A 25,400-nucleotide genomic window follows, 5' to 3' on the forward strand; every position below is an offset into this window, starting at 1 on the left:
ACGAAAAGCAATGTTGCAAGTGCGAAGAGAACTGCTTATGATGTGTGCAAGATGGCTGCTGCCGAAAATCTAGGCGGCTTTGAACTTCCGCCTTTGAACATTGGCGGGATCAAGTTGACAGGCCGTGCGCTGCTGGCGCCGATGGCCGGCGTGACCGATCCGACCATGCGCCGGATCGCTTCGCGCTTCGGCGCGTCGGCGACGATAAGCGAAATGGTGACGGCGGCAGGCGTCGCCCGCGGCGACCGGGAGACGGCGTTGCGCCTCGCGCGCGCCGGCGAAGGTCCGCGGATCATTCAGATCGCCGCGCGCGAACCGGACGAAATGGCGGCCGCCGCGCGATGCGCCGAAGCCGCTGGGGCTGACTGGATCGACATCAACATGGGTTGTCCTTGCAAGCGTGTCACCGGAGGCCTCGCGGGCGCCGCGCTGATGCGCGATCTCGATCACGCGGCGCGGCTGATTTCCGCAGCACGCGACGCAATATGCGTGCCGCTGAGCGTCAAGATGCGGTTGGGATGGGACGATTCGAGCCGTAACGCGGCGGAGCTGGCGCGTCGCGCGGAAGCCGAAGGCGCGAAGATGATCACCGTGCATGGCCGCACGCGGCAGCAGTTTTATTCTGGCCGCGCCGATTGGCGGGCGATCGCCGACGTGAAGGCGGCGGTGCGCGTTCCAGTGATCGCCAATGGCGACTGCGCCGGCGAGGAAGACGCCGTTGAGATGCTGGCGCATTCCGGCGCCGACGGCGTGATGATCGGCCGGGCGGCGCTGGGGCGGCCCTGGATCGTTGGCGATATCGCCCATTTTATCCAGAGCGGCGGACGCCGCGCGGCGCCGACCGCCGCGCAGCGCGCCGAAATCGCCCGCGAACATCTCGAGGGATTGGTTCGCTCAATGGGCGCTGCGGCTGGCCTGCGGCACGCGCGCAAGCATCTCGCCGCCTATGTCGATCGTTGGGCGGGAGGCGCCGGCGCCAACCGTCGGCGCGCCCTTGTCACGACGACGTCGCCCGACGACGCCGCGCGGCTGATTGATCTGATCTTCCTGCGCGGACTGTCCGCAGAGCCGGAGATAGCGGCATGAGCGTTTCGGATAGGCCTCGCCGAAACGGCGCGCATTGCACCAGTTATGAGCCGCTCAAGGTCATCAATGAGGTCGGTCGATCCTGCATGCTCGAGGCTTTGCCCAATGCGATCCTGACTGTCGCGCGCGATGGCGTCATCGAGGACGCCAACGCCGCCGCCGAGGCCTTCTTCGAACTGGGCAAGCCTTTGCTCATCGGCCAGACGTTGGAGCGTCTGCTGCCGTTCGGATCGCCGTTGACCGCGCTGATCGAGCAGGTCCGCGAGCGCGGCGCGACCATCAATGAATACAAGATCGATCTCGGCCGGCCCGGCCAGGAGGCCGACCGGAGGGTGGACGTGCATTGCGCGCCGCTTCCCGAGGGCGAAGGGCTTGTGCTGGTCATGCTGCAGGAGCGAACAATTGCCGACAAAATAGACAGGCAGCTGACTCATCGCGGCGCCGTCCGCTCGGTTTCTGGGCTGGCCTCAATGTTGGCGCATGAAATCAAGAATCCGCTGTCGGGCATTCGCGGCGCGGCGCAGCTGCTCGAAACGTCGCTGGGCGACCAGGATCGTGCGCTGACGCGGCTCATTTGCGACGAAACCGATCGGATCGTGCGCCTGGTCGACCGGATGGAGGTTTTCTCCGACGCGCGCCCGCTGCAGCGTGAGCAGGTCAATATCCATTCGGTGCTCGATCACGTGAAGCGGGTCGCCCAGACCGGTTTCGCGCGCAACGTTCGCTTCGTCGAAAACTACGATCCCTCATTGCCGCCGGTCTACGCCAACCGCGATCAGCTGGTGCAGGCCTTCCTGAATCTGGTGAAGAACGCGGCGGAGGCCGTCGGCGAGGCCGTGGATGGGGAGATCGAGCTCTCCACCGCCTTCCGGCCGGGCGTCAGCCTGCGCGCGCTTGGCGAGAAGAGCCCGATCGGACTGCCGCTCGAATTCTGCGTGCGCGACAACGGCCCGGGCGTTCCCGACGACATCGTCGCGCATCTGTTTGATCCCTTTGTCACGACCAAGTCGACAGGAACTGGCCTCGGACTTGCACTGGTTGCGAAGATCGTCAACGACCACGGCGGCATCGTGGAGTGCGAATCCCTGCCTAGACGCACGACATTTCGGGTGCTGATGCCGATGTACCGGGCGAAACGGCCCGAGCAACGCGAGGAACAGCGTGCATGAAATCTCGCAAAAGCGGGAGAATTGACCAATGACGCGAGGAGAAATTCTGGTCGCTGACGACGACGCTTCCATACGCACCGTCGTGGCGCAGGCGCTCTCTCGCGCCGGCTATGAAGTGCGCACAACCGGCGCGGCGGCGACGCTGTGGCGGTGGGTGCAATCGGGGGAGGGCGATCTCGTCGTCACCGACGTCGTGATGCCCGACGAGAACGCCTTCGAACTCCTGCCGCGCATCAAGAAGCTTCGTCCCGAGCTCCCGATCATCGTCATGAGCGCGCAGAACACCTTCATGACGGCCATCCGCGCCTCGGAGCGGGGCGCTTACGACTATCTGCCCAAACCCTTCGACCTGAAGGAGCTCGTCGGCATCGTCGGGCGCGCCATGGCTGAGCCGCGCAAGCAGCCCGACGAAGATGGCCATGAGGAAATCGAGGGGATGCCGCTCGTCGGCCGCTCCCCGGCGATGCAGGAGATCTACCGTTCGCTGGCGCGGTTGATGCAGACCGACCTTACGGTGATGATCAACGGCGAGTCGGGGACGGGCAAGGAGCTCGTCGCCCGCGCCCTGCACGACTACGGGAAGCGCAAGAAGGGCCCCTTCGTCGCGGTCAATATGGCGGCGATTCCGCGCGATTTGATCGAGAGCGAGCTCTTCGGCCATGAGAAGGGCGCCTTCACCGGCGCCAATCAGCGATCGGCCGGCCGTTTCGAACAGGCTGAGGGCGGCACGCTGTTTCTCGACGAAATCGGCGACATGCCGATGGAGGCGCAAACCCGTCTGCTGCGCGTGCTGCAGCAGGGCGAATATACGACGGTGGGCGGCCGCACCCCGATCAAGACCAATGTCCGGATCATCGCCGCCACCAACAAGGATCTACGAATCCTCATCCAGCAGGGCCTGTTCCGCGAGGACCTGTATTTCCGCCTCAACGTCGTGCCGCTCCGCTTGCCGCCGTTGCGCGAACGCATCGAAGACATTCCGGATCTCGTCCACCATTTCTTCAAGGTGGCGGCGAGCGAGGGCCTGCCGCAGAAATATATCGATCAGGCCGCGCTCGACCGGATGAAGAAATATCGCTGGCCGGGCAATATCCGCGAACTCGAAAACCTCATTCGCAGACTCGCGGCCCTGCACCCGCAGGAGGTCATTTCCGACCAGCTCGTCGAGGCCGAGCTGGAACATGAGATTCGGCAGGTGGAGGCGGGCGGCGAGAAGAGCGCCGCCCCCGCTGGGTCGTCGCCGGAACTGCTTGACGGGCAAACGCTCTCGACCTCGGTCGAGCTTCATCTCGCCAAGCTGTTCCGCGACTATGGCGATCAATTGCCGCCGCCAGGCCTTTACCATCGCATCATCCGCGAGATCGAAATACCGCTGGTCTCGGCCGCTCTCGCGGCGACGCGCGGCAATCAGATCAAGGCGGCGGAGCTGCTCGGCCTCAACCGGAACACGCTCCGCAAGAAAGTGAACGATCTGGACATAAGGCTGATGCGCTCGCCGAGATGACGAGGGCCCCGACCGTTCAATTGCAAGCGGCGCGGGCCGAGCCTATACAGGCGCCATGGCCCCGACCGGAGACTCGGCTTCTCCGAAAATAGCGAAAGGCAGAGCGCCGCTTCGCAGCTGGTTCGGCCCGATCATCGTGATCGGGGCCGTAGGCTGCGCTTTGGCCACGTTTCTGGTCATCGCGGAATTCGGCGCGCTCTCGCCGACCGACGACCGCGTGCTGCCGTTGCTCATCGTCAACGGCGTCCTCGTCGCCATTCTGCTGGCGATGGTGCTCGTCAAGGCGTGGCGCCTCTATCGCGTCTGGCGGCGGGGCGAAGCCGCGGCGCGCCTGCATGTGCGCACGGTTGGCTTTTTCGCGGTCATCGCCTTGATTCCCGCCATTCTGCTGGCCGTGGCGGGCTCTCTGACTCTCGAGCGCGTGCTCAATCCCGCCTTCATGTCGAGCGTCAAGGTCTTCGTCCACAATACGGCGGAAGCCGCGGCCGTCTTCCGCGAGAGCCAGTGCCGGGCGCTGCTGCAGGAGGCGCAGCTCACCGCGTCAGACCTCGATCGCGCCGCCATCCTGTTCAACTCGGACAGGCCTTACTTCCATCAGATCTTCCAGTCGCGGGCGTATTTTCTCGGCTTCTCCGTCGCAGCGCTTGTGAAATCGAACGGCGAGATTCTGGATCGCATCGACGTGGCGCAGAACGCGTCGTCAATCATCATCGCGCCGCCCCAATCGGAGTTTGACGACGCGCGGCGCGGCGAGCCTCTGTGCCTCGTCATCGACGAGGGCAAGAGCTTCGTGGCGCTGCGCGCCCTCAACGCCTTTCAGGACACGTTCCTCTACGTCACCCGACCGATCGACCCGATCGCGGTGGAGTTTCCCAAACAGGCGCAAAGCCTGATCAGCAGCTACGACACCTTCGACTCATACCGCGCCGCCGTGCAGCGCGCCTTTGTGCTGATGTACGCCTTCTTGACGACGATCATGCTGCTGTCGTCGATCTGGTTCGGCCTCGATTTCGCCGATCGGCTGGTGACGCCGATCCGCGATCTGATCGCCGCGACGGACGAAGTGTCGGCGGGCAATCTCGACGTTCGCGTCAACGTCGACAAGCAACATGGCGATCTGGCGCGACTGGGCGACGTCTTCAACAATATGACGACGGAGCTCAACCTCCAGCAGAGTCGCCTGATCGAAGCCAATCGCATCAATGACGAGCGCCGCGAATTCACCGAAGCGGTGCTATCCGGCGTGCCGGTGGCCGTCATGGGCGTGGATTCGGAGACCGTCGTCACGATCCTCAACCGCTCGGCGGAGGAACTGTCGCTGACCGACGAATCGGGGCAGGCGACCGTCGGCGCCCCCATTGCTTCGGTTCTGCCCGAAATCGTTCCGATCCTGAAGGATGCGGCTGAGGTCTTCCCGCGCGCCGTGCAGAGTCAGATCACCATCAAGCGCGGCGTCGCGGAGCGTACGCTCAATGTGCGGGTCACGTCGGCGCGCGCTGACGCCGGACATCACAATTACGTGGTGACGCTCGACGACATCACCGATCTCGTGATGGCCCAGCGCACGTCCGCCTGGGCGGACGTCGCCCGGCGCATCGCGCATGAGATCAAGAACCCGCTGACGCCGATCCAGCTCTCGGCGGAACGGCTGCGCCGCAAATATGGCAAGGTCATCCAGGAAGACCGCGACATTTTCGACCAATGCACGGACACGATCGTGCGTCAGGTCGACGACATCAAGCGGATGGTCGACGAGTTTTCATCTTTTGCGCGTATGCCGAAAGCGCGGCCGGAGCGCGACGATCTCAACGCATGCATCCGGCAGGTGGCGTTTCTCATGCGCGTCGGCAACGCCGATATCGACATTGTGGAAAATTTGCCGGAGACTCCCGTCATCGCCCAATTCGATCGCCGCTTGCTGTCGCAGGCGCTCACCAATATCGTGAAGAACGCCATCGAAGGCATCGCCGCACGCGAAGAAAAGGACGTTCAGGACAAAGGACGAGTCGAAATCAAATTGGATGTGCGCGATCGCATGGCGGAAGTCGACGTGATCGACAATGGCAAAGGCTTCCCGGCGATGAACCGGCAGCGCCTGCTCGAACCTTACATGACGACGCGATCGGACGGCACGGGTCTGGGCCTGCCGATCGTCGCCAAGATCATCGAGGATCACGGAGGCCGGCTGGAGTTGCTGGACGCGCCGTCGGGACGAGGCGCCTGCGTAAGGCTCATCGTGCCGCTCGCCGCGGAGACGTCGTCGAAGGAAGAGCCGCGCGCGGCGGGCGTTCGGGCTGACAACCAGCCGGCGCACGCAAGCGAGGCGGGGCAGAGTGGGGAATAATGGCGACCGATATTTTGATTGTCGACGATGAAGAGGACATCAGAGAGCTCGTCGCTGGAATTTTGAGCGACGAAGGCCATGGCGTCCGAACCGCCAAAGACGCCGACGACGCGCTTGCGGCCATCGCCAGTCGGCGTCCCCATCTGGTTTTTCTCGATATCTGGCTGCAGGGATCGCGGCTCGACGGGCTTCAGGTGCTCGAAGTCGTGCAGAAGCAGCATAAAGGCCTGCCGGTGGTCATGATTTCCGGCCACGGCAACATCGAAACCGCGGTCAGCGCCATCAAGATCGGCGCCTATGACTTCATCGAGAAGCCGTTCAAGGCCGATCGGCTGGTGCTCGTCGCCGAACGGGCGCTTGAAGCCTATCAGTTGCGACGCGAACTTTCGGCGCTCCGCCAGCGCGCCGGCGCGTTCGACCGCATCGTCGGAGATTCTCCAGCGGCGCATCAACTGCAGCAGCTGATCGCCCGCGTGGCGCCTGTGAATTCGCGCGTGCTGATCACCGGCGCGCCGGGAACCGGCAAGGAGCTCGCCGCCCGCTGCATCCATGACGCGTCGAGCCGGGCCGGAGGGCCCTTCGTCGTCATCAATTCGGCGACGATTACGCCGGAGAACATGGAAATCGAGCTCTTCGGGCGCGAGGGCCCCGACGGCGAGCGCAAGATCGGCGCGCTCGAGGAGGCGCATGGCGGCACGCTGTTCCTCGACGAGATCGCCGACATGCCGAAGGACACCCAGGCGAAAATCCTGCGCGTTCTCGTGGATCAGACCTTCCAGCGGGTCGGCGGATCGAACAAGGTCGAGGTGGACGTGCGCGTCATCTCCTCTTCGGCGCGCGATCTCGCCTCGGCGATCGAAGAGGGAATGCTGCGCGAGGATCTGTTTCACCGCCTCGCCGTGGTGCCGATCCGCGTTCCCTCGCTTGCGGAACGGCGGGAGGACATCCCCGCGCTCATCAACTATTTCATGGAAAACATGTCGCTGGCCTCCGGCATGCCGCGCCGCCGGATTTCGGAAGACGCTCTTGCCGTCCTCCAGTTGCATGACTGGCCGGGGAACATCCGGCAGCTGAAAAATAACGTCGAGCGCCTGATGATTCTCACATCGGGCGATTCCGGCGCGACCATCACCGCTGAAATGCTGCCCGCCGACGTCGGCGAACTCGTCCCGGCGACGCCCGCGGGCGTGCGCGGCGAAAAACTGATGAGCCTGCCGCTCAGAGAGGCGCGCGAAGTATTCGAGCGCGAATATCTCGTCGCGCAGCTGAACCGCTTCTCCGGGAATATTTCGAGGACGGCGGAGTTCATCGGCATGGAGCGTTCAGCCTTACACCGAAAACTGAAGTCGCTCTCGGTCGAGGCCTAAAAACATACGCTTATTGATAATAGCTCAAGCAGTAGATTAATCTCGCTGCGCGCGCTGTGGCTGTGTCAAGGCCGCGCCTCCGACGGGCTGGCGGGGGCAATAGCGCGACTTGACCTTGCGCTTCGCGATTTGAAAGGTTCTAATGAATACGGCGGCGAAAAAAGAAGAACGATCCCTTGGGGGCGGCGTCATTCCGCTCGGCTCAAAAAACAGAACAGGACAGCCGATGTCGTCAGAGCGTTCGCAGAATCTGCAAGATACATTTTTGAATTTTGTCCGGAAGAATAAAGTCCCACTCACCATCTTCCTCGTCAACGGCGTCAAGCTCCAGGGAATCGTCACCTGGTTCGACAATTTTTGCCTGTTGCTGCGGCGAGATGGGCATTCGCAGCTCGTCTACAAGCACGCCATCTCGACGATCATGCCCGGACACCCCATACAAATGTTTGAGCCGGGCGACGACGAGGGGCAGCAGGCCGAAAAGCAACGGTAGGCGATTGAGGTTCGACAGCGAAGCCAGGGACGAGGCCACGCCGAACGGCGGCGGGGCGCGGGCGTTGGTGATTGGGCCCTATCCGGCCCAGAGCGGCGCGGCGCACCAAGGCGGCGCGGCGCATGCGCGCGACCCGTCGGCGCGCCTTGCCGAGGCGGTCGGGCTCGCCCAGGCGATCGACCTCGACGTTGTCGAGCAACTGGCGCTGTCGCTGAACGATATCCGGCCGGCGACTTTTCTCGGGAAGGGCAAGGTGGAAGAGATCGCCGAAATCGTCAAGGCGAAGGATGTCGCGCTGGTCAGCATGGATTGCCAGCTGTCGCCCGTGCAGCAGCGCAATCTTGAAAAGGCCTGGGACGCCAAGGTCATCGACCGGACCGGGCTCATTCTCGAGATTTTCGGCGAACGCGCGCGCACAAAGGAGGGCGCGCTGCAGGTCGAGCTCGCGCATCTCGCCTATCAGAAGTCGCGGCTCGTGCGCTCCTGGACCCATCTTGAGCGGCAGCGCGGCGGCTTCGGCTTTCTCGGCGGCCCTGGCGAGACGCAGATCGAAACCGACCGGCGCCTGATCGAAGAGCGGATGCGGCGCATCGAGCATGATCTCGACAAGGTGAAGCGCACCCGCGCGCTGCACCGAAAGACGCGGCGCGACGTTCCCTATCCGGTCGTCGCGCTCGTGGGCTACACCAACGCTGGAAAGTCGACGCTGTTCAACAGATTGACCAGGGCGGAGGTGCTGGCGCAGGACATGTTGTTCGCGACCCTCGATCCGACGCTGCGCCAGATCAAACTGCCGCATGGCGCGCGCGTCCTGCTCTCCGACACGGTGGGATTCATCTCCGACCTGCCGACGATGCTCGTCTCAGCCTTCCGGGCGACTCTCGAAGAGGTGACCCTCGCCGACGTCGTTCTCCATATTCGCGACGTCTCGCACGAAGATTGGGAAGCCCAGGCGAAGGACGTCGAGTCGATCCTCGACGAACTCGGCCTCAAGGGCGATGCGGAGGGGCGGATTTTGGAGGTCTGGAACAAGATCGACGCGCTTGATCCGGAGCGGCTGTCGGCGCTTCAGGCCGCTGCGAACGGGATCGCGAGTCCGCGCCGGCCGATGCTTGTATCGGCCTTGACGGGGCAGGGCCTCGACGAATTGCTGGCCCGAATTGAGGCGACTCTCGCGGCCGGCCGCATCTGCTTCGCGCTGGATTTGGACGTCGCGGACGGCGAAGGGCTCGCCTGGCTGCACGCGCATACAGAAGTGCTCGAGCGCGAAGCGCTGCCGCAGGGCGGGGTGCATCTCGTCGTTCGCATCGATCCCGAGCGATCGGACGGTTTTGCGCGACGGTTTCCGCAAGCCGAGATGATACGCGACGCCGACGCGTCGCGCAGACGGGCGTCGTAGCGCTCAAGCGGCTGCGCTGTCGTCAGCGCGGCTTGCGCTCGGCGCCTTTCGCCTCGACCCAGAGCGCCTCCATCTCGTCGAGAGACGCCGCTTCAGGCGAACGCCCCGTCTCGGCCAGACGCTGCTCGATATGGCCGAAGCGTCGCTCGAATTTGGCGTTGGCGCCGCGCAGCGCCTGTTCGGGATCGACTTTGGCGTGGCGCGCAAGATTGGCGACGACGAATAAGAGATCGCCGATTTCCTCTTCGAGCGCCGGCGACGCCTGCGCGCCGGGCGCCGCGAGTTCCGCGGCGACCTCTTCAGTTTCTTCGCGGATCTTGTCGAGAACCTGCTGCGCGTCGTCCCAGTCAAATCCGACCTTCGACGCTTTCTGTTGAAGCTTCAGGGCGCGCGTCAGCGCGGGCAGGGCGAGCGGCACCCCCTCAAGCAGGCTGGCGGGCAGCGCGCCCTGCTTCGCCGCCTTTTCGCGCGCTTTGATGTCGCTCCACTGGGCGGTGACGCCATCGGCGTCGAGCGACTGTCCGTCGCCGAACACATGCGGATGCCGTCGGATCAGCTTGTCGCAGATCGCGTCGACCACATCCTTGAATTGGAATGCTTTCTGCTCCTGCGCCATGCGCGCATGGAACACGACCTGGAGCAGGAGATCGCCCAATTCGTCCTTGAGGTCGGCGAGGTCGTCGCGCTCGATGGCGTCGGCGACTTCATAGGCCTCCTCGATCGTGTAAGGCGCGATCGAACGGAAATCCTGTTCAAGGTCCCAGGGGCAGCCGCTGCCGGGCGTGCGCAGCGCCGCCATGATTTCGATCAGTCGGGCGACCTCGCCAACTGCTCGGCCGGACATCGGATCTCTCCAAATGAAAACGCCGCGGCCCTCTGAAGAGGAACGCGGCGCGTCGATAAGAAGCTGAGCGCAGATCAATCCAGGCTGATCGACAGCGCTTCTCTGCCTTTCGCCGTGTCGACGACTTGCATGGTGACGGGCTGCCCTTCGGCGAGCCGGTTCACGCCGGACGGACCGAGAATGGAGATGTGCACGAACACGTCCTTGCCGCCGTCGTTCGACTGCACGAAGCCGAAGCCCTTCGTCTCATCGAACCATTTGACCTTGCCGGAGACCGGAACGGCGGTCGACGGATCGGGCGCCTGGCGACGGGGACGGGGACTGTCGAAGCCGCCGCCGCTGCGCGGCGGCGGCGCGCGCTCGGCGGCGCCCGCCAGATCGACTTCGAGAATGCGCGCCACCTGCTGGCCCTTCACCGAGCTGGTGACCTGAACCTGCAATTTCGCGCCCGGCGGCAATGAGTCATATCCCGCCGCCTGAACGGCTCCGATATGAAGGAAGGCGTCGCCGGTGCCATTGCCGAGTTCAACAAAGCCGAAGCCCTTATCGGGCTTGAACCACTTCACGATGGCGTCAATGGCGGGCTCGTTCGACATCGGCGGCGGCGCGTCAGGGAATCCGCCGCCAAACGGTGACCGCGGCGCCCGGCTTGGCCGCGGCGCGTCATAGCCAAACGGGGCGTCGTCATCAAATCCGCGCTTGCGGGGGCCCCGGAAATCTCTACCTTTGCTCATGTCTACCTGCTCGTCTCCGCCAAAAACGGCAAGACCGCTATGCCAACCTTTGTGCGCCCAGGCGTTTCCGTTCGCGCGTCGCGACAACGCGCCCGTTCGGAAACGACGATGATGTGCCTCGTGAATGCCATATAGTCCCGCGCAGCGAGCCTTTTACCAGAACTTGGGCCCTGAAGGCCAGTGAATTCCTTGGGCCGTTCCAAAAATCCAAAGAGTCGCCATGGTTTGACTGGCGCGGAAATTTTACGGCATAGGCAGGAATGATAGCGTTTGCAGCACCTTAGATTAAGCAGGTTTGTCAGTATAGCCTCAATGCGCCGCATCCGCCGTCCAGCTCTCGCCCCTGCGCCAGTTCTCGTAGCGGGCGTGAGCCGGCGCAGGCCACGAGGCGAGCGGCGGCTCGACCCGCGTTTTGTCGCCGTGACGACCGTCGTCACGATGTTCGTCCATCGCGAAGTAGAAGCCGCCGCCCACACGATCCCATACGGCTAGGGCGTCGGTTCGCCCGCAGAAAAAATGGCCTCCACGCCAGAACCAGCTGCACCCGGAATAGGCGATCGTCTTCTGATCAATCGCCACGCCGTAGAGTTCCGGATGCTCGAGGTTGCAGCCACCGCAGCCGTTCGTGATATCCCATAAAGCTTCAATCACCGGCATTTTGTTCTGCGCGCTCAGGCGCGAGACGGCTGAGAAAAACTCGGCGTTTCGCAGCGGCTCGATGATTTCCGGTTTTTGGCCTGTGGCGAGGCTCTTCATCGTCGAGCCGGGCTCGGGTCGAAACTGAGTGCTGCTCTCAACAATTTGCCCCGTATTGGCGCGCCACCGGCGAATCGTTCCTTCGCCGAGCGGGGTCGCGGGTGAGATGAAAGCAAAGCCGTCCGCATCGCGTATCGGCAGAGAATCTAGCGTCCCGACGCACTCCTCCCCGAGCTCGTGGCGTGTCACCACGCCAGGCCTTCTGCTCTCCACAATGGCGAAGAAGGCGCAATCACTGGACGCGACCCCACCTTCTTGGATCAATACGGCGTCAGTCTCGCCGCTCTTCCAGCGATCGTTGACCATAAAAGGGGGATAAACGCGAGCGATGTAACGCTCTTCTATCACCACTCGTCCTCGGTGGGTAAGTGTGCGCCGTCCGTCTTCCGTCCCCCAGGTCAGTATCTCGCTTCCGAGTTTGAGGCCGACACGTGGAACCTCTTCCGGCGCGTCAAACTCCGTCGGCAATGCCGAAAGCCGGGCTCGCGTCTCCTTCTCGACGCAGTCGGTCAGTCCCCCGGCTTGCTAGCAGGCCGCAAGCCTCCCTTCTGGACAGCCACCTCCGCTGCTCCGCCTGCATCAGGTCGTGCGAAGCCTTGTCTCCTATAGTGCGCGAGGATTTCAAAGCGGCAAAGTAGTTGCGGGAGATGGCGTCGTCCTGCCATTTGAGCTGCGCATCGGCGCAGATCGTCGTTTCGACCAGCGACGCCGCCTTGGCGCAGTCCATGGCTTGCGATGGCAGGGCCGAAGGGAGCAGCGCCGCTATTGCAAGCGATGCGCTCGAAAAATGAGACTTCAAGAAAAGAATCCTTGTGCAGGGCCCGCTAGCTATTCCCCGGTTGATACAATTTCCCTTCGTGGGATATCGGCGGCGGCTCAAAGCGTCAACGGGGAGAGCCGCGACCTTTCCAATGGGGGCTCGACAGCGATGATTCGCATAATCCATATTATGGAACTTAAAGAAGTCGTTTTTGGAGACGGGCGCGGCGTCAGACGTCGATCGTCATGCCGTCAAAGGCCGGCGTCACGTCTTGCGGAAGCCTTTCGGCGAGCGCGTCGTAGTCCAGGTCGACGTGCAGATCGGTCAGCACGGCGCGTTTTGGCCTGAATTGCGCGATGAATTCGAGCGCCTGTTCGACGGACAGATGCGTGCCGTGGCGCTGATAGCGCAGCGCGTCGATGATCCAGAGATCGAGCCCTTCGAGATACTGCGCGCTCTCCGGCGGGATCGCGTGAAGGTCCGGCGTGTAGGCCACATTGTCGAAACGGAAGCCGAGCGCGTCCATGTCGCCATGGTCCAGACGGAACGGCGTGCCGACGATCGCGCCGCCAGGCCCGTCGACGGTCACGGCGCGCCCGAGATGCAGCCGATGCTCGGTCATCAGCGGCGGATAAAAGCTCCCCGGCGGCGTCTTGAAAATATAGTCGAATTTTCGGGCGAAGGACCGCGAGGTCGGCTCGTCCATATAGGCCGGTATGCGGCGTCCGCTCAGTATGACCAGGCCGCGGACGTCGTCGACGCCATGCGTATGGTCGGCGTGCGGATGGGTGTAGAAGATGGCGTCGAGCCGCTTGACGTCGGCGTCGATCAGCTGTTCGCGCAGATCGGGACCGGTGTCCACGAGCACTTGCGTCGCCGCTTCGGTCGGACCGCGCGCGACGAGGATCGAGCAACGACGACGCCGGTTCTTCGGATTGTCAGGGTTGCACTTGCCCCAACCCTGCCCGACCCGCGGCACGCCGCCGGACGAGCCGCAACCGAGAATCCTGATCCTGAGGCTCACGCGGCTGCGTCCAGAGGCGGCATTTTGGAAAAGAGCCGCAACGCATTTTCGGTTGTGGCGACCGAGAGTTCGGCGGCGCTGACGCCCTTGATCTCGGCGAGCGTGCGCGCGGTGTCGACGACGAAGGCCGGCTCGTTGCGCTTGCCGCGATGGGGCGTCGGCGCAAGGAAGGGCGCGTCGGTTTCGACCAGCATCCGCTCCAGCGGCACGTCGCGGGCGATCTCGCGCAGATAGTCCGCATTCTTGAACGTCACGACGCCGGAAAAGGAAATATAGAGACCAAGCTCGAGCGCCGTTTCGGCGAGCGCCCGGCCGCTCGTGAAGCAATGGAGCAGGGCGGGAAAAGCCCCCTTCCCCATTTCGTCCTTCAGAATTGCGGCGCAGTCGTCGTCGGCGTCGCGCGTATGAATGACGAGCGGCAGTCCGGTCTCGCGCGCGGCCTGGATGTGAATCCGGAAAATGCGCTGCGCCAGTTCGCGCGGCGCGTAATCATAATGATAGTCGAGACCCGCCTCGCCCAATCCGACGCATTTCGGATGCTTTGACAGCGCCATGATCGCCTCGACCGTCGGCTCCTCTTCTTGATGCGAATGGTGCGGATGCGTCCCCACGGTGCAGAAGACGTCCGGATAGGCTTCCGCAACCGCCTTCACCTGATCGAAGCGCGACAGATGCGTGGAGATCGTAATCATCCGGCCGACGCCGCGCGCTTTGGCGCGGGCGATCGTCTCCGGGAGCTCGGGCGCGAAATCGGGGAAATCCAGGTGACAATGGGTGTCGATCAGCATCGGACTCGGTCAGGAAGTAGCCGCATCATGGCTCGGACGCAGTCGTTTCTACCGTTCCGCAGCTTGGATGGCGCGCTTGGCCAAAGCCGCAATATGGCTCGGCCGGCGGAAAATACAAATATTTGCGGCGCGCGCCTTCGCGGCGCAGGCGCGCGGCTCTATATGCTTTAAGGCCATGCAAAGCGTTCTTCTCCAAGGAGAAATTCAGTGACGCAGACTTTCGCGCAGGACGGCGACGGGCGTCCATTGGCGACGATCAAGGATGTGACGGACGTGTTTGGCGACATCGACGACGCGACGCTGTCCGCGATCATGGAGCTGCGGCCGACGATCGTTGACGTCGAGGAGGCGGCGATGTGGATGTCCGGCGATCGGGACGTCTTCGGCGCCGGCGCGCCGCTCAAGGATGTCGCCGGGGAAATCGTCTCGCTTCTCTCCGGCGACGACGAAGAGAACCTTCCACCCACGATATGAGCGTCGCCGGCGACGGCGCGCATGCCGTCAGGCTCTTCCTGTGCGGCGACGTGATGATCGGCCGCGGTGTGGATCAGATCCTTCCCTGGCCCTGCCCGTCGAAGCTCTATGAGGAATATGTCGCGTCGGCGGAAGACTATGTTCGGCTAGCCGAAGCGGCGTCGGGGCCGATCCCGCGGGCGGTCGATCCGTCCTATATCTGGGGCGACGCGTGCGCCGCGCTTCGGGCCTATGCGCCGGACCTGCGCATCGTCAATCTCGAAACGAGCGTGACGCGCAGCGAGACGGCCGAACACAAGGCGATCAACTATCGCGTCAGTCCGCAAAATGCGGAATGTCTGCGCGCCTTCGGAATCGATTGCTGCGCGCTCGCCAACAATCATGTTCTCGATTGGGGCCCATCGGGGCTGGTCGAAACGCTCGACACGCTCGAGCGGCTTGGCGTCGCCGTCGCCGGCGCAGGGCGCACGATCGAAGACGCGCAGCGGCCGGCGGTTTTGGAGATTCCGGGCAAGGGCCGGGTCGTTGTGCTGTCCTTCGCCCTGCCCGACAGCGGGACGCCCTTCGATTGGGCGGCGACGCGCGCTTCGCCCGGCGTCAACCTTCTGCCCGACCTTTCCCTGGCGAGCGCCGCCATCGCCTGCGATCTTGCGAGAAACGCCACGCGGCCCGGGGATATTCTCGTGGTTTCCATCCATTGGGGATCGAACTGGGGCTATCGCGTTTCGAACGCCCAAAGACAATTCGCGCATCGGCTGATCGAAGACGCCGGCGCTTCGATCATTCACGGCCATTCGTCGCATCATCCGAAGGGATTCGAAGTCCATCGCGACCGATTGGTCCTCTATGGTTGCGGCGACTTTCTCAACGATTACGAGGGCATCAGCGGCTTCGAGAGCTATCGCGGCGATCTCTCGCTGATGTATTTCGCAGATGTCGACGCGGCGAGCGGCGATCTCCTGCGGCTTCAATTGATCCCGCTGCATCTGCGGCGCTTGCGCCTTGAGTTCGCGTCGAGCGCTGACGCGGAATGGCTGGCGCAGAGGCTTGATCGCGAAAGCGCGCCCTTCGGGGCGCGCATACAGCGCCAGCCGGACGGGATGCTGTCCGCCACATGGGCCCGTCGCGCATGAGGCGCCGCGACGCTCGTGACGCGAACGCCGGCGCTCCCCATCTGAAAGACGTCTGCAGAAGTGGCGGAGTTCGATCGATGGCCATCAACCTCAATCACACCATTGTGCCGGCGCGCGACAAGGAGGCCGCGGCGCGCTGGTTCGCACGGATCTTCGGCTTGCGCTACGACGGCCCCAAGGGCCATTTCGCGCCGGTGAAGATCAACAGCGCGCTCACCCTGCTGTTCGACAATGATGAGGCGTTCGGATCGAACCATTATGCGTTCCACGTCGGCGACGAAGAGTTTGACGACATCTTCGGGCGCGTGAAAGACGAAGGCGTCGCCTTTGGCAGCGCGCCGGGCCGGTTCACCGACGGGCGGCTCAATGACTGGAATGGCGGCCGCGGCGTCTATTTCAAAAGCCCGGACGGCCATGTGCTGGAGCTGATGACCGCGCCACAATAGGCCGGCCCTACGCCGCCCTGGCCTCATAGAGAATCGCCTGCATCGGCATCCGCATGGGATTCGCGCCAAGCTCCTGCGTGAGCCTTCCGGCCAGCGCTTCGACCAGCGTCTCCGGCGAGACGCCGCCGCGCTCGCGGATCTGTTCAAACAGCGGGCTGCCGAGAACCAAACCGCGCGCGAAAGCGACTGGGTCGGCCACATCCTTGACGCGCGCCTGAATGGAAACGGTGATGTCCGTGAAGCCGGCGCCGATCAGCGACTCCTTGATCGGATCGATCTCCGCGCAGGAGAAGGGCGCTTTCAAAAACTTTGGCGGATCCTGGGGAAAGAAGCGGTCGACCACTTCGAGCCCCAGACGGGCGAACGGATTGTAGCGCGCGTCGTCCCAGACGCTGAACAGATAGCGGCCGCCCGGCCGCAGCGCGCGTCGCGCCTCGCGATGGGCGCGGTCCTTATCTGGAAAGAACATCAGCCCAAACTGATTGACGATCGCGTCGAAAGCGCCATCGGCGAAGGGCAGCGCGGTCGCGTCGGCTGCGCGGAACGTCACCTGCTCTTTGGCGTCGAATTTCGCCTTCGCCACGTCGAGCATAGGTTCATTGAGATCGGTCGCGGTCAGGCGCGACTGCGGGCCGAGCGCGTCACGCAGCCTGCGCGTGACGATTCCGGTGCCGGCGGCGGTTTCGAGCACGTCGGCGGGTCGGCGCGCGGCGGTCCGACCGGCGATATCGACTGCGTAATCCTCGAAGATCACCGGGCCGAGGCCCTGGTCATAATATTTCGGTATGTCGCCGATGAAGCGCGCCGTTTCGCTGCTCAACGCATAGCTCGGGATCGGAATGTCCTCGGGATTGGAACGGCTTGGCGCGCCGCACGGCCCCTCCCCGCTCGAGCGAGCGAATCAGGGGCCGTCGACGCGCCATAGACCTTGGCGTGCGCGTTACTGCGCAGGCTGATCGGCAGGCTCCTCGGCGGGAGCTGCGGGCTTCGGCTTCGGCTTAGACTTTTTCTTCGGCTTCGGCTTGACCGGCTGCGGGGGCGGTTCCGGCGCCGCCTCGGGCGCGGGCGCAACTTCCTCCTGCGGCGGAGGCGGCGGCGCCGCTTCTGTTTCCATGGGCGCGGGAGCGGCTTCAGGCGCGGGCTCCGGCGCAGGCGTTTCGACGACGGCCGGCGGCTGGTCGGCCGGAGGCGTCTCGGGCTCCGGCGCAGCCGAGGCGTCAGGCTGCGCGGGCGCCTCCGTTTCGGCTGGCGGCGCCGTCGCTTCGCTCGGCGCGGCCTCTTCCGGAGCGGCCTGTTCCGGCGCGGTCTCCTCTTCCGGAGCCGCGGGCTTGAACTTGCCCTCGATCGCGGCCTTCAGGTTGGCGACGCCTTCGGTGGGCGCCGCGTATATGCCAATTCCAAAACCGATCGCGCCGGAGATGAGCGCCGTCAGGATCGTTGAAATGCCACGCGCCATTTCATGATTTCCTCTGTGAGAAAGAGCCGTTTTGAGACGTTTTGATTACGAGACAACGAAGCCGGTGCGGCTGCGCAAACGCGGTCGAGCGGCGCAATGCGCGGTTCCTTCAGAAGGAGCCCGGGGCGGCATATATGCACGCCTGAGCTTTAGCCGACAAGCGTGCAGTCCAACGCCACTTCGTCGCGCCGCGTCGCGCGGCATTTGAAACGGGTGATTGTGGTGACTGCGTGGCGGGCGCTCGCACGCTTTCCGGCGATTCAAGGGTCAGGCCGGCGGCGTTGCGCGGGGGGCGGAGCCCGCTATCCGGCGTCCTCCTCTATAAACCGCGGGAATACCGGCGCAGGCGGCGGCAGCGGCGCGCCTTGCTGCAGGGCGTTCGCCTCGCCGGCGTGCGCGAAGTCGCGCTCGTCGGGGCCGACGTCCAGGAGATCGAGAAGCTTCCCTGCCGACTCGGGCATGAACGGCTGCAGCGGGATGGCGAGGCGGCGCAGCGTTTCGGCCGTAACATAGAGAACGGTCTCCATGCGCGCCGGATCCGTCTTCTTCTTCGCCCACGGCTCCTCTGCCGCGAAATAGCGGTTGGCTTCGGCGACGACCCGGAAAATTTCCGCCAGCGCGTGATGCGGCGCATAATCCGCCATGGCGGCGCGCGCCTTGGCGAGGGCCTCGGCCGCCTGCGCGAGAATGTCCCTGTCGGCGTCCGTCAGCTCATGTTTACGAGGTACGGCGCCCATACAATTCTTGGCGATCATCGACAGCGACCGCTGCGCAAGATTGCCGAGGTCGTTGGCGAGATCGGCGTTGATGCGATTGACGATCGCCTCATGCGAATAGTTGCCGTCCTGGCCGAAGGGAATCTCGCGCAGAAAGAAATAGCGCAGCTGGTCGACGCCGTAGCGTTCGGCGAGTTCGATCGGATCGACGACATTGCCGACCGACTTCGACATTTTCTCGCCCTTGGAGAACAGAAAGCCGTGCACCACCACCTGCTTGGGCAAAGGCGCGCCCGCGGACAGGAGAAACGCCGGCCAGTAGATCGCATGGAAGCGGGTGATGTCCTTGCCGATGACATGAGCGTCGGCGGGCCAGAACCGCGCCTTGTTTATGTCTTCCGTAAGATATCCCGTAGCTGTTATGTAATTCGTAAGCGCATCGACCCAGACATACATCACATGTTTGGCGGTCGTGTCGGCGCTGGGCGGGATCTCGATCCCCCAGTCGAAGGTGGTCCGCGAAACCGAGAGGTCGGTCAGCCCCCGCTTCACGAAGGCGACGATCTCGTTTCGGTAGTGCTCCGGCGTGATGAACTCCGGATGCGCCGCGTAATGGGCGAGCAGTTTCTCCGCATAGGCCGACAGTTTGAAGAACCAGCTCTCCTCCTCCACCCATTCGACCGGGGTGCCCGTCGGCGCGAATTTCTTGCCGTCGCGTTCGGTGAGTTCGTCCGCGTCGTAATAGGCCTCGTCGCGCACCGAATACCAGCCGGCGTATTTGGAGAGGTAGAGATCGCCGTTCGCCTCCATGCGCCGCCAGATTTCGAGCACCGTCTGCTTGTGGCGCTCCTGAGTCGTGCGCACGATGTCGTCGGCGCGGGCGTTCAGCGCCTCGCCCATCCGCGCGAACTGCCCGGCGGTGCGGTCGGCGAGCGCCCAGGGCGTCAGCCCTTCCTTCTCGGCCGTGCGCTGCATCTTCTGCCCGTGCTCGTCCATGCCGGTGACAAACAGCACGTCATAGCCGTCAAGCCGCTGCCATCGCGCGAAGGCGTCGGTGGCGATGCGCTCATAGGCGTGGCCGATGTGCGGCGCGCCATTCGCATAGGGAATGGCCGTCGTGATCATATAAGGGGGGCGCTCAGACATGAGTTGGGTCTAGCGCGGTTTGCTGGCGCGGGGAAGCGGTCCACGTCAATCGAGATAAGAGGCAAGCGCAGACCGCCATTTTTCCTGCTTTTGGGCGATTGTCAGCGATGCATGCGCCGGGCTCGTCGAGGGCAGTCGTTGTGAGGCGATCGCCGCGGCGCGGTCAGACAGGGTGGGCAGAACTTGGCGTTGGTACAGACTGGCGGCTTTTGCGCCGTTGAAGCAGATCAACGCGATCTTCGGATGCGTCTCGAAAAAGAGTTCGAAATCGTTCAAGCACACGGAAGACGGCGCGATCCGCTGGTCGAGGCTGCCGACGCGATGCGCGCTCGCGCAAACATCCCAGAGGGCCACGCCGCGCGAATTCAAGCTGCGGAGACGATCGGCATAGCAAATGCTCGGATCGAAACCGAACAGATGGCCCATCATCGGCCAGAAGGCGTTGCGAGGCTGCGCGTAATACTGCTGGACTTCCAGAGAACGTCGACCTGGAAGCGAACCAAGAATCAGGAGCTTTGCGTCAGGCGACGCCGCAGCGGGAAACCCGGACGAATAAGTCATAGCCGACCTGCGACTCCCCTTCCCGCGCGCCGTGCGCTAAATTGGTCGCTCGGAGCACGAGTATGAGCGTATCCAAAAGGGCGCCGAAGGATTTTGCGCGGCGCTTCGCCGATAAGCGGAGCGCGCGGGCGGCGAGCGGCTGGCGGCGCGAAACCTTCACCCTGGAGCGCGGCGCGGCGCGGGCCAAGGCGCGCGATTGGTTCGAGCGTTACCCCAAAGCCGCCTATATGACCGAGATCGAGTTCTGGCGGGAGCTGGACGACGGGCGCATCGAATTCACGATCCGCCGCCTGCCGAGCGCCGACTGAGCGACGACCCCCCGCCTATTCCGGCCCCACATCCGGCGTGCGCCAGCCAAGATGCTGGCCGCTGTCGACGGCGATCATCTGCCCGGTCACGCTTTTTGCGTGGCTGAGGTAAACGACGGCGTCCACCACGCCAGATATGTCGGCGGCGCGCTGCAACGGCACGCCGCGCGCCTCCATCTCGAATTCGCGCTCGCCGAGCGCCGCATTCGGAAACACCGGTCCCGGTCCGACGCCGTTCACGCGGATGCGCGGGGCGAAGGCCTGCGCCATGGTGCGCGTCGCCGCCCAAAGCGCCGATTTCGACAAAGTGTAGGAAAAATAGCGCGGCGTGAGGCGCCAAACGCGCTGGTCCAGGATGTTGACGATGGCGCCGTCGACGCCCGCCGGCAGCGCTGCGGTGAAGTCGCGCGACAGCAACAGCGGCGCGCGCAGATTGATCTGCATCTGCCGCTCGTAAATCTCAACCGAGAAATCCGCAGCCGAGTCGATCTCGAAGATCGAGGCGTTGTTGACGAGGAGCCGCAGCGGCCCGAAGGCCTCGCCGGCCAGCCGGATGAGGCGCTGCGTTGACTCGGCGTCGGCCAGATCGGCGACCGCCGTCGCGGCGCGTCCGCCGCGCTGTCTGATGGCGTGCGCCGCGAGTTCCGCCTCCTCCGCGGAGCGGGGAGAGGCGTGGAGCACGACCGGCCGGCCCTGGCGGGCGAAGCGCTCAGCGATGGCGAGGCCGATGCGCCGCGGCGCGCCGGTCACCAGCACGGGGCCGTCTGCGTCGTCGTCGCCCTCGCTCATTGCGCCTAGCCCCTTGGTCGAGCGTCTGGTCAGGCTTCGGCGTCCTCGCCCTCGCCGACGTCGCCGATATGCTCGACGGAAACCACGCGCTCGTCTTCGGCCGTGTCGAACACGATGACGCCCTGCGCGCCGCGTCCGGCGATGCGGATGCCGTCGACGGAGCAGCGGATCAACTGGCCGCCGTCCGTCACCAGCATGATCTCATCGCCGTGGCCGACGGGGAAGGACGCGGTCAGCTTGCCGTTCCTGGCGTTCACCGCCATGGCGACGATGCCTTTGCCGCCGCGACCGGTCGTACGATATTCGTAAGAGCTCGTACGCTTTCCGTAACCGTTCTCCGACACGGTCAGAATGATCTGCTCGGCCGCCTGCATCTCGTAAAAGCGGGTGTCGGACAATTCGACGGCCGTCGTCGCCTCTTCGGTCTCGCTTCCCGCCTCGGGCGAGACGTCCTCGCCCATGCGCCGGCGCAGCGCATTGGCGCGTTTCAGATAGGCGGCGCGCTCTTCGCCGACGGCGTCGAAATGATTGAGAATCGAAAGCGAAATCACGCGATCGCCGGCTCCCAGCGCCACCCCGCGCACGCCCATCGAGGTGCGGCCCTGGAAGACGCGGACCTCCGGCACGGCGAAGCGAATGCACTGGCCGTCGCGCGTGGTCAGCAGAATGTCGTTGTGCTCGGTGGCGGTCGCCACGTCGACGATGGCCTCGCCTTCGTCGAGCTTCATCGCGATCAATCCATTGCGGCGCACGTCGACGAAATCCGACAGTTTGTTGCGCCTCACGGTGCCGCCCGTCGTCGCGAAAATGACGTCAAGCGTCGCCCAGCTTTCCTCGTCCTCGGGCAGCGGCATGATGGTGGTGATGCGCTCGTTCTGCTCGAGCGGCAGCAGATTGACGAGCGCCTTGCCGCGCGCCTGCGGCGCGGCGAGCGGCAATCGCCAGACCTTTTCCTTATAGGCCTTGCCGAGAGACGAAAAGAACAGCACCGGCGTATGCGTGTTGGCGACGAAGAGCCGGTGGACGAAATCCTGCTCCTTCGTCTGCATGCCGGAACGGCCTTTGCCGCCGCGCCTTTGCGCGCGGTAGGTCGAGAGCGGCACGCGCTTGATGTAGCCGGCGTGCGAGACGGTGACCACCATGTCTTCGCGCGCGATCAGGTCCTCGTCCTCGACCTCGCCGTCCGCCTCGATGATCTGCGTGCGTCGCGGCGTCGCATGCGCTTCCCGCACCGCCAGGAGTTCGTCCTTGACGATGCCGAACAGACGTTCGCGCGAGCGGAGAATATCGAGGTAATCGGCGATCTCGGCGGCAAGCTTGTTCAGCGCTTCGGAGATCTCTTCGCGGCCAAGCGCCGTCAGCCGCTGCAGACGCAGATCAAGGATGGCGCGCGCCTGCGCTTCCGACAGGCGGATGGTTCCGTCGTCGCTGAGCTTGTGGCGCGGATCGGCGATCAGCTCGACCAGCGGCGCCATGTCCTTGGCCGGCCAGTCGCAGACCATCAGAGCTTCGCGCGCCGCCGCGGCGTCGGGCGAAGTGCGGATGAGGCGGATGACCTCGTCGATATTCGCGACGGCGATCGCGAGGCCGACTTGCAGATGGGCGTTGTCGCGCGCCTTGGTCAGGCGAAACTTGGTGCGACGGGTGACGACCGTCTCGCGAAAATCGACGAAGGCGCGCAGCACGTCATAGAGCGTCATCAGCTCGGGACGACCGCCGTTCAGCGCGATCATATTGACGGGGAAGCTCGTCTGCAGCGCCGTGTGACGCCAGAGCTGATTGAGCACGACGTCGGCGACGGCCTCGCGTTTCAGCTCGACGACGATGCGCATGCCGTCGCGATCGGACTCGTCGCGCAGATCGGCGACGCCTTCGATCTTCTTCTCCCGCACCAGATCGGCGATGCGTTCGATCAGCGCCGCCTTGTTCACCTGATAAGGAATCTCGGTGAAGATGATCGCTTCGCGATCCTTGCGCAGCGATTCGATCTCGGACTTGGCGCGCATGATGATCGAGCCGCGGCCGGTCGCGAACGCATTGCGGATGCCGCCGCGCCCGAGGATCGTCGCAGCGGTCGGGAAGTCCGGACCCGGCACGATCTCCATCAGTTCGGCGACGCTGAGATCGGGCCGATCGATGAGCGCGATGCAGGCGTCGATCACCTCTCCGAGATTATGCGGCGGGATGTTCGTCGCCATGCCGACGGCGATGCCGCCGGCGCCATTGACCAACAGATTGGGAAAACGGGCCGGAAGGACCGTCGGCTCGTGTTCCTTGCCGTCGTAGTTGGACTGGAAGTCGACGGTGCCTTCGTCGATATCTTCGAGCAGCGCCAGCGCGGGCTTTGCGAGTCGGGACTCGGTGTAGCGCATCGCCGCGGGCGGATCATTGTCGACCGAACCGAAATTGCCCTGCCCGTCGATGAGCTGCAGCCGCATCGAAAAGGGCTGCGCCATGCGCACAAGCGCATCGTAGATCGCGGCGTCGCCGTGCGGGTGATATTTACCCATCACGTCGCCGACGATGCGCGCCGACTTCACATAGGCCTTGTCCGGCGTATGGCCGTTCTCGTGCATCGAGAACAGAATGCGGCGATGCACCGGCTTCAGGCCGTCGCGCACATCCGGCAGCGCGCGCGAGACGATGACGCTCATCGCGTAATCGAGATAGCTGCGCTTCATCTCGTCGGCGATGGAGACCGGCCTGATGTCAGAGCCCGGTTTGTCGGAATCGTCTTTTTTGGTGTCGTCGTCGGCCAAATGAGCGCCAGTTCAAGGGTAGCGTCGCGTTCAGATGTCTATAGGCGATTCGAACGGCCGACGCCAGCCCTGCCGTCTTATGAATGACTAAATAATTCAATTGGTTATCGCTGTGTCCGGCGTCCTTTTTGCGGCGAATGCCGGGCTTGCGCCGTCTTGCGCGCCTCCACGGCCGTTTTTCGCTTTTTCGCGGCCGCCCGGAGCGCGGCGTCAACCGCCAGTCCGACCCAGCGGGCGAGTTCCTCGCCATCCTCGAGCGCCGGCTCAGGAATGCTCCAATAAGAGATCGTCACCGGCCGGTCTTTGCCCTCATAGACGAACGGCCTGGAGCCGGCCTCCTGAAATCGCGGCGCACTATGTTGATCGGCTTTCAGATAGATTTCGCCGCCTGTTTCAATGGCGAAGAAAAGGCCGTCGGCGTAAACGCCATGGCCGCCGAACATGCGCTTGACGGAGACCGCGGTGCAGGGCGCGAACAGCTCCTCGATGCGCGCGCGATCCATAGCGCCGCCCATGGCCGCCTCGATGAAATCAGGAGCTCCCCGCCCCTGACGCTGCGCCGATTTCTTCCGGGGCGGCCGGCGTCAGCTCGACGCTTTCGCCACAGCCGCAGGCCGACGTCTGATTGGGGTTTTCGAAGACGAAGGTCGAGGAGAACTGCGTCGTTTTCACGTCCATCGTCGTGCCAAGGAGATAGAGGACCGCCGCAGCGTCGACGATCACCCGACCATCGCCGACGTCAATCACCTCGTCGCCCTTTTTCGGCTCGGCGATCTCCATCTTGTAGGACATACCGGCGCAGCCGCCTTTTTCCACGGAGACGCGCAGTCCCTGCCCTGCCGAGGCGGACGCCAGCAGCCCCCGCACGCGCTCGGCCGCCGCGGGGCTGACATTCATCACGCTCATCTTCTGCATTGACGTCATTGCATGATCCTATCGAGCGCGTCCGCTCACCACATATCGAGCGCGGCGCGCGCCTCATCCGACATGCGGCTCTGATCCCAGGGCGGATCAAACACCATGTTGACCTTGACGTCGCTGACGCCCGGCACGGCGCTCACCGCATTCTTGACCCACATCGGCATTTCGCCCGCCACCGGACAGCCCGGCGCCGTGAGCGTCATGTCGATTTCGACCAGCCCCTCGTCCGAAATATCGACCCGGTAAATCAGGCCAAGCTCATAGATGTCAGCCGGGATTTCCGGATCGTAGACGGATTTAAGCGCCTTGACGATGTCGTTCGTCAGACGATCGGTTTCAATGGCGCGAGACGTTCGGTCCGTCGCCGGCGCGGATTGGGTTTCGCTGATGTTGGGAGCATCGTTCATGAACACGAATTTCTCC

The 25,400-nt window shown here is 64.1% G+C and carries 26 protein-coding genes; 11 read left to right on the top strand and 15 right to left on the bottom strand.

Annotated features, from left to right (window positions below; translation table 11 throughout):
* The first annotated feature begins 51 nt into the window (after positions 1 to 51).
* The 7 genes from dusB (at position 52) to hflX (ending at position 9,362) form a co-directional block, all read left to right on the top strand.
* The gene (gene dusB / locus AB7F41_RS07600) at positions 52 to 1,086 is read left to right on the top strand and encodes a tRNA dihydrouridine synthase DusB (protein WP_428380919.1); all 1,035 of its coding nucleotides are present in this window, start codon (positions 52 to 54) and stop codon (positions 1,084 to 1,086) included.
* The gene (locus AB7F41_RS07605) at positions 1,083 to 2,255 is read left to right on the top strand and encodes a two-component system sensor histidine kinase NtrB (protein ID WP_428380921.1); all 1,173 of its coding nucleotides are present in this window, start codon (positions 1,083 to 1,085) and stop codon (positions 2,253 to 2,255) included. Before dusB ends, AB7F41_RS07605 begins: the two co-directional genes overlap by 4 nt.
* A gap of 28 nt (positions 2,256 to 2,283) precedes the next feature.
* Complete coding sequence (gene ntrC / locus AB7F41_RS07610) at positions 2,284 to 3,759, top strand: nitrogen regulation protein NR(I) (RefSeq protein ID WP_428380923.1); 1,476 nt, start codon at positions 2,284 to 2,286, stop codon at positions 3,757 to 3,759.
* A 55-nt stretch (positions 3,760 to 3,814) separates the two neighbouring features.
* Positions 3,815 to 6,103: an ATP-binding protein gene (locus AB7F41_RS07615; protein WP_428380925.1), complete on the top strand. Its 2,289-nt coding sequence runs from the start codon at positions 3,815 to 3,817 to the stop codon at positions 6,101 to 6,103.
* Positions 6,103 to 7,470, top strand: a complete 1,368-nt coding sequence (locus AB7F41_RS07620; protein ID WP_428380927.1) for a sigma-54-dependent transcriptional regulator — start codon at positions 6,103 to 6,105, stop codon at positions 7,468 to 7,470. Before AB7F41_RS07615 ends, AB7F41_RS07620 begins: the two co-directional genes overlap by 1 nt.
* Positions 7,471 to 7,696: 226 nt before the next feature.
* Entirely contained in the window at positions 7,697 to 7,963 is a 267-nt protein-coding gene (hfq, locus tag AB7F41_RS07625; protein WP_428381104.1) for an RNA chaperone Hfq, read from the top strand.
* A 4-nt stretch (positions 7,964 to 7,967) separates the two neighbouring features.
* On the top strand, positions 7,968 to 9,362 hold the full coding sequence (gene hflX / locus AB7F41_RS07630) for a GTPase HflX (RefSeq protein ID WP_428380929.1): 1,395 nt from the start codon (positions 7,968 to 7,970) through the stop codon (positions 9,360 to 9,362).
* Positions 9,363 to 9,384: 22 nt separating this feature from the next.
* On the opposite strand, the gene mazG is transcribed toward hflX, so the two are convergent.
* The 6 genes from mazG to AB7F41_RS07660 form a co-directional block, all read right to left on the bottom strand.
* Positions 9,385 to 10,206: a nucleoside triphosphate pyrophosphohydrolase gene (gene mazG / locus AB7F41_RS07635; RefSeq protein WP_428380931.1), complete on the bottom strand. Its 822-nt coding sequence runs from the start codon at positions 10,204 to 10,206 to the stop codon at positions 9,385 to 9,387.
* A gap of 74 nt (positions 10,207 to 10,280) precedes the next feature.
* A complete protein-coding gene (locus tag AB7F41_RS07640) occupies positions 10,281 to 10,940 on the bottom strand; it encodes a cold-shock protein (protein ID WP_428380933.1) in 660 nt (219 codons plus the stop codon).
* A gap of 309 nt (positions 10,941 to 11,249) precedes the next feature.
* Complete coding sequence (locus AB7F41_RS07645; protein ID WP_428380935.1) at positions 11,250 to 12,047, bottom strand: hypothetical protein; 798 nt, start codon at positions 12,045 to 12,047, stop codon at positions 11,250 to 11,252.
* Between the two features lie 100 nt (positions 12,048 to 12,147).
* Entirely contained in the window at positions 12,148 to 12,495 is a 348-nt protein-coding gene (locus tag AB7F41_RS07650; protein WP_428380937.1) for a lysozyme inhibitor LprI family protein, read from the bottom strand.
* Between the two features lie 190 nt (positions 12,496 to 12,685).
* Positions 12,686 to 13,480, bottom strand: a complete 795-nt coding sequence (locus AB7F41_RS07655) for an MBL fold metallo-hydrolase (protein WP_428380938.1) — start codon at positions 13,478 to 13,480, stop codon at positions 12,686 to 12,688.
* On the bottom strand, positions 13,477 to 14,268 hold the full coding sequence (locus AB7F41_RS07660) for a TatD family hydrolase (RefSeq protein WP_428380940.1): 792 nt from the start codon (positions 14,266 to 14,268) through the stop codon (positions 13,477 to 13,479). The genes AB7F41_RS07655 and AB7F41_RS07660 overlap by 4 nt, the downstream gene beginning before the upstream one ends.
* 207 nt (positions 14,269 to 14,475) lie before the next feature.
* Between AB7F41_RS07660 and AB7F41_RS07665 the strand changes: the two genes are divergently transcribed.
* The 3 genes from AB7F41_RS07665 (at position 14,476) to AB7F41_RS07675 (ending at position 16,321) form a co-directional block, all read left to right on the top strand.
* Complete coding sequence (locus tag AB7F41_RS07665; protein ID WP_428380942.1) at positions 14,476 to 14,742, top strand: hypothetical protein; 267 nt, start codon at positions 14,476 to 14,478, stop codon at positions 14,740 to 14,742.
* A complete protein-coding gene (locus tag AB7F41_RS07670) occupies positions 14,739 to 15,875 on the top strand; it encodes a CapA family protein (RefSeq protein ID WP_428380944.1) in 1,137 nt (378 codons plus the stop codon). Before AB7F41_RS07665 ends, AB7F41_RS07670 begins: the two co-directional genes overlap by 4 nt.
* 77 nt (positions 15,876 to 15,952) lie before the next feature.
* Positions 15,953 to 16,321 (top strand): VOC family protein, encoded by a 369-nt coding sequence (locus AB7F41_RS07675; protein ID WP_428380946.1) that lies wholly within the window; start codon positions 15,953 to 15,955, stop codon positions 16,319 to 16,321.
* Positions 16,322 to 16,328: 7 nt separating this feature from the next.
* Here the strand turns inward: AB7F41_RS07675 and AB7F41_RS07680 are convergent, their stop codons facing one another.
* From AB7F41_RS07680 to AB7F41_RS07695, 4 genes are all read right to left on the bottom strand, one after another.
* Positions 16,329 to 17,141 carry a class I SAM-dependent methyltransferase gene (locus AB7F41_RS07680; RefSeq protein ID WP_428380948.1) on the bottom strand — a complete coding sequence of 271 codons (813 nt, stop codon included), beginning with the start codon at positions 17,139 to 17,141 and terminating at the stop codon, positions 16,329 to 16,331.
* 120 nt (positions 17,142 to 17,261) lie between these two features.
* A complete protein-coding gene (locus AB7F41_RS07685) occupies positions 17,262 to 17,777 on the bottom strand; it encodes a hypothetical protein (protein WP_428380950.1) in 516 nt (171 codons plus the stop codon).
* A 302-nt stretch (positions 17,778 to 18,079) separates the two neighbouring features.
* Entirely contained in the window at positions 18,080 to 19,639 is a 1,560-nt protein-coding gene (metG, locus tag AB7F41_RS07690) for a methionine--tRNA ligase (RefSeq protein WP_428380952.1), read from the bottom strand.
* 45 nt (positions 19,640 to 19,684) lie between these two features.
* The gene (locus AB7F41_RS07695; RefSeq protein WP_428380954.1) at positions 19,685 to 20,200 is read right to left on the bottom strand and encodes a DNA-deoxyinosine glycosylase; all 516 of its coding nucleotides are present in this window, start codon (positions 20,198 to 20,200) and stop codon (positions 19,685 to 19,687) included.
* 62 nt (positions 20,201 to 20,262) lie between these two features.
* On the opposite strand from AB7F41_RS07695, the gene AB7F41_RS07700 reads away from it, so the two are divergent.
* The gene (locus AB7F41_RS07700; RefSeq protein WP_428380956.1) at positions 20,263 to 20,508 is read left to right on the top strand and encodes a hypothetical protein; all 246 of its coding nucleotides are present in this window, start codon (positions 20,263 to 20,265) and stop codon (positions 20,506 to 20,508) included.
* A 15-nt stretch (positions 20,509 to 20,523) separates the two neighbouring features.
* Here AB7F41_RS07700 and AB7F41_RS07705 read toward each other — a convergent pair whose 3' ends face one another.
* From AB7F41_RS07705 to AB7F41_RS07725, 5 genes are all read right to left on the bottom strand, one after another.
* The gene (locus AB7F41_RS07705) at positions 20,524 to 21,297 is read right to left on the bottom strand and encodes an SDR family oxidoreductase (RefSeq protein WP_428380958.1); all 774 of its coding nucleotides are present in this window, start codon (positions 21,295 to 21,297) and stop codon (positions 20,524 to 20,526) included.
* Between the two features lie 29 nt (positions 21,298 to 21,326).
* Positions 21,327 to 24,056, bottom strand: coding sequence for a DNA gyrase subunit A (gene gyrA, locus AB7F41_RS07710; protein WP_428380960.1), 2,730 nt, complete (start codon positions 24,054 to 24,056; stop codon positions 21,327 to 21,329).
* A 104-nt stretch (positions 24,057 to 24,160) separates the two neighbouring features.
* Positions 24,161 to 24,571, bottom strand: a complete 411-nt coding sequence (locus AB7F41_RS07715) for a TfoX/Sxy family protein (protein ID WP_428380963.1) — start codon at positions 24,569 to 24,571, stop codon at positions 24,161 to 24,163.
* A 16-nt stretch (positions 24,572 to 24,587) separates the two neighbouring features.
* A complete protein-coding gene (locus tag AB7F41_RS07720) occupies positions 24,588 to 24,980 on the bottom strand; it encodes a HesB/IscA family protein (protein ID WP_428380965.1) in 393 nt (130 codons plus the stop codon).
* Positions 24,981 to 25,006: 26 nt separating this feature from the next.
* Positions 25,007 to 25,384 carry an SUF system Fe-S cluster assembly protein gene (locus AB7F41_RS07725; protein ID WP_428380967.1) on the bottom strand — a complete coding sequence of 126 codons (378 nt, stop codon included), beginning with the start codon at positions 25,382 to 25,384 and terminating at the stop codon, positions 25,007 to 25,009.
* Between the last annotated feature and the right edge of the window lie 16 nt (positions 25,385 to 25,400).

The sequence above is a fragment of the Methylocystis sp. genome (genome assembly GCF_050251305.1).
Lineage (GTDB): Bacteria > Pseudomonadota > Alphaproteobacteria > Rhizobiales > Beijerinckiaceae > Methylocystis.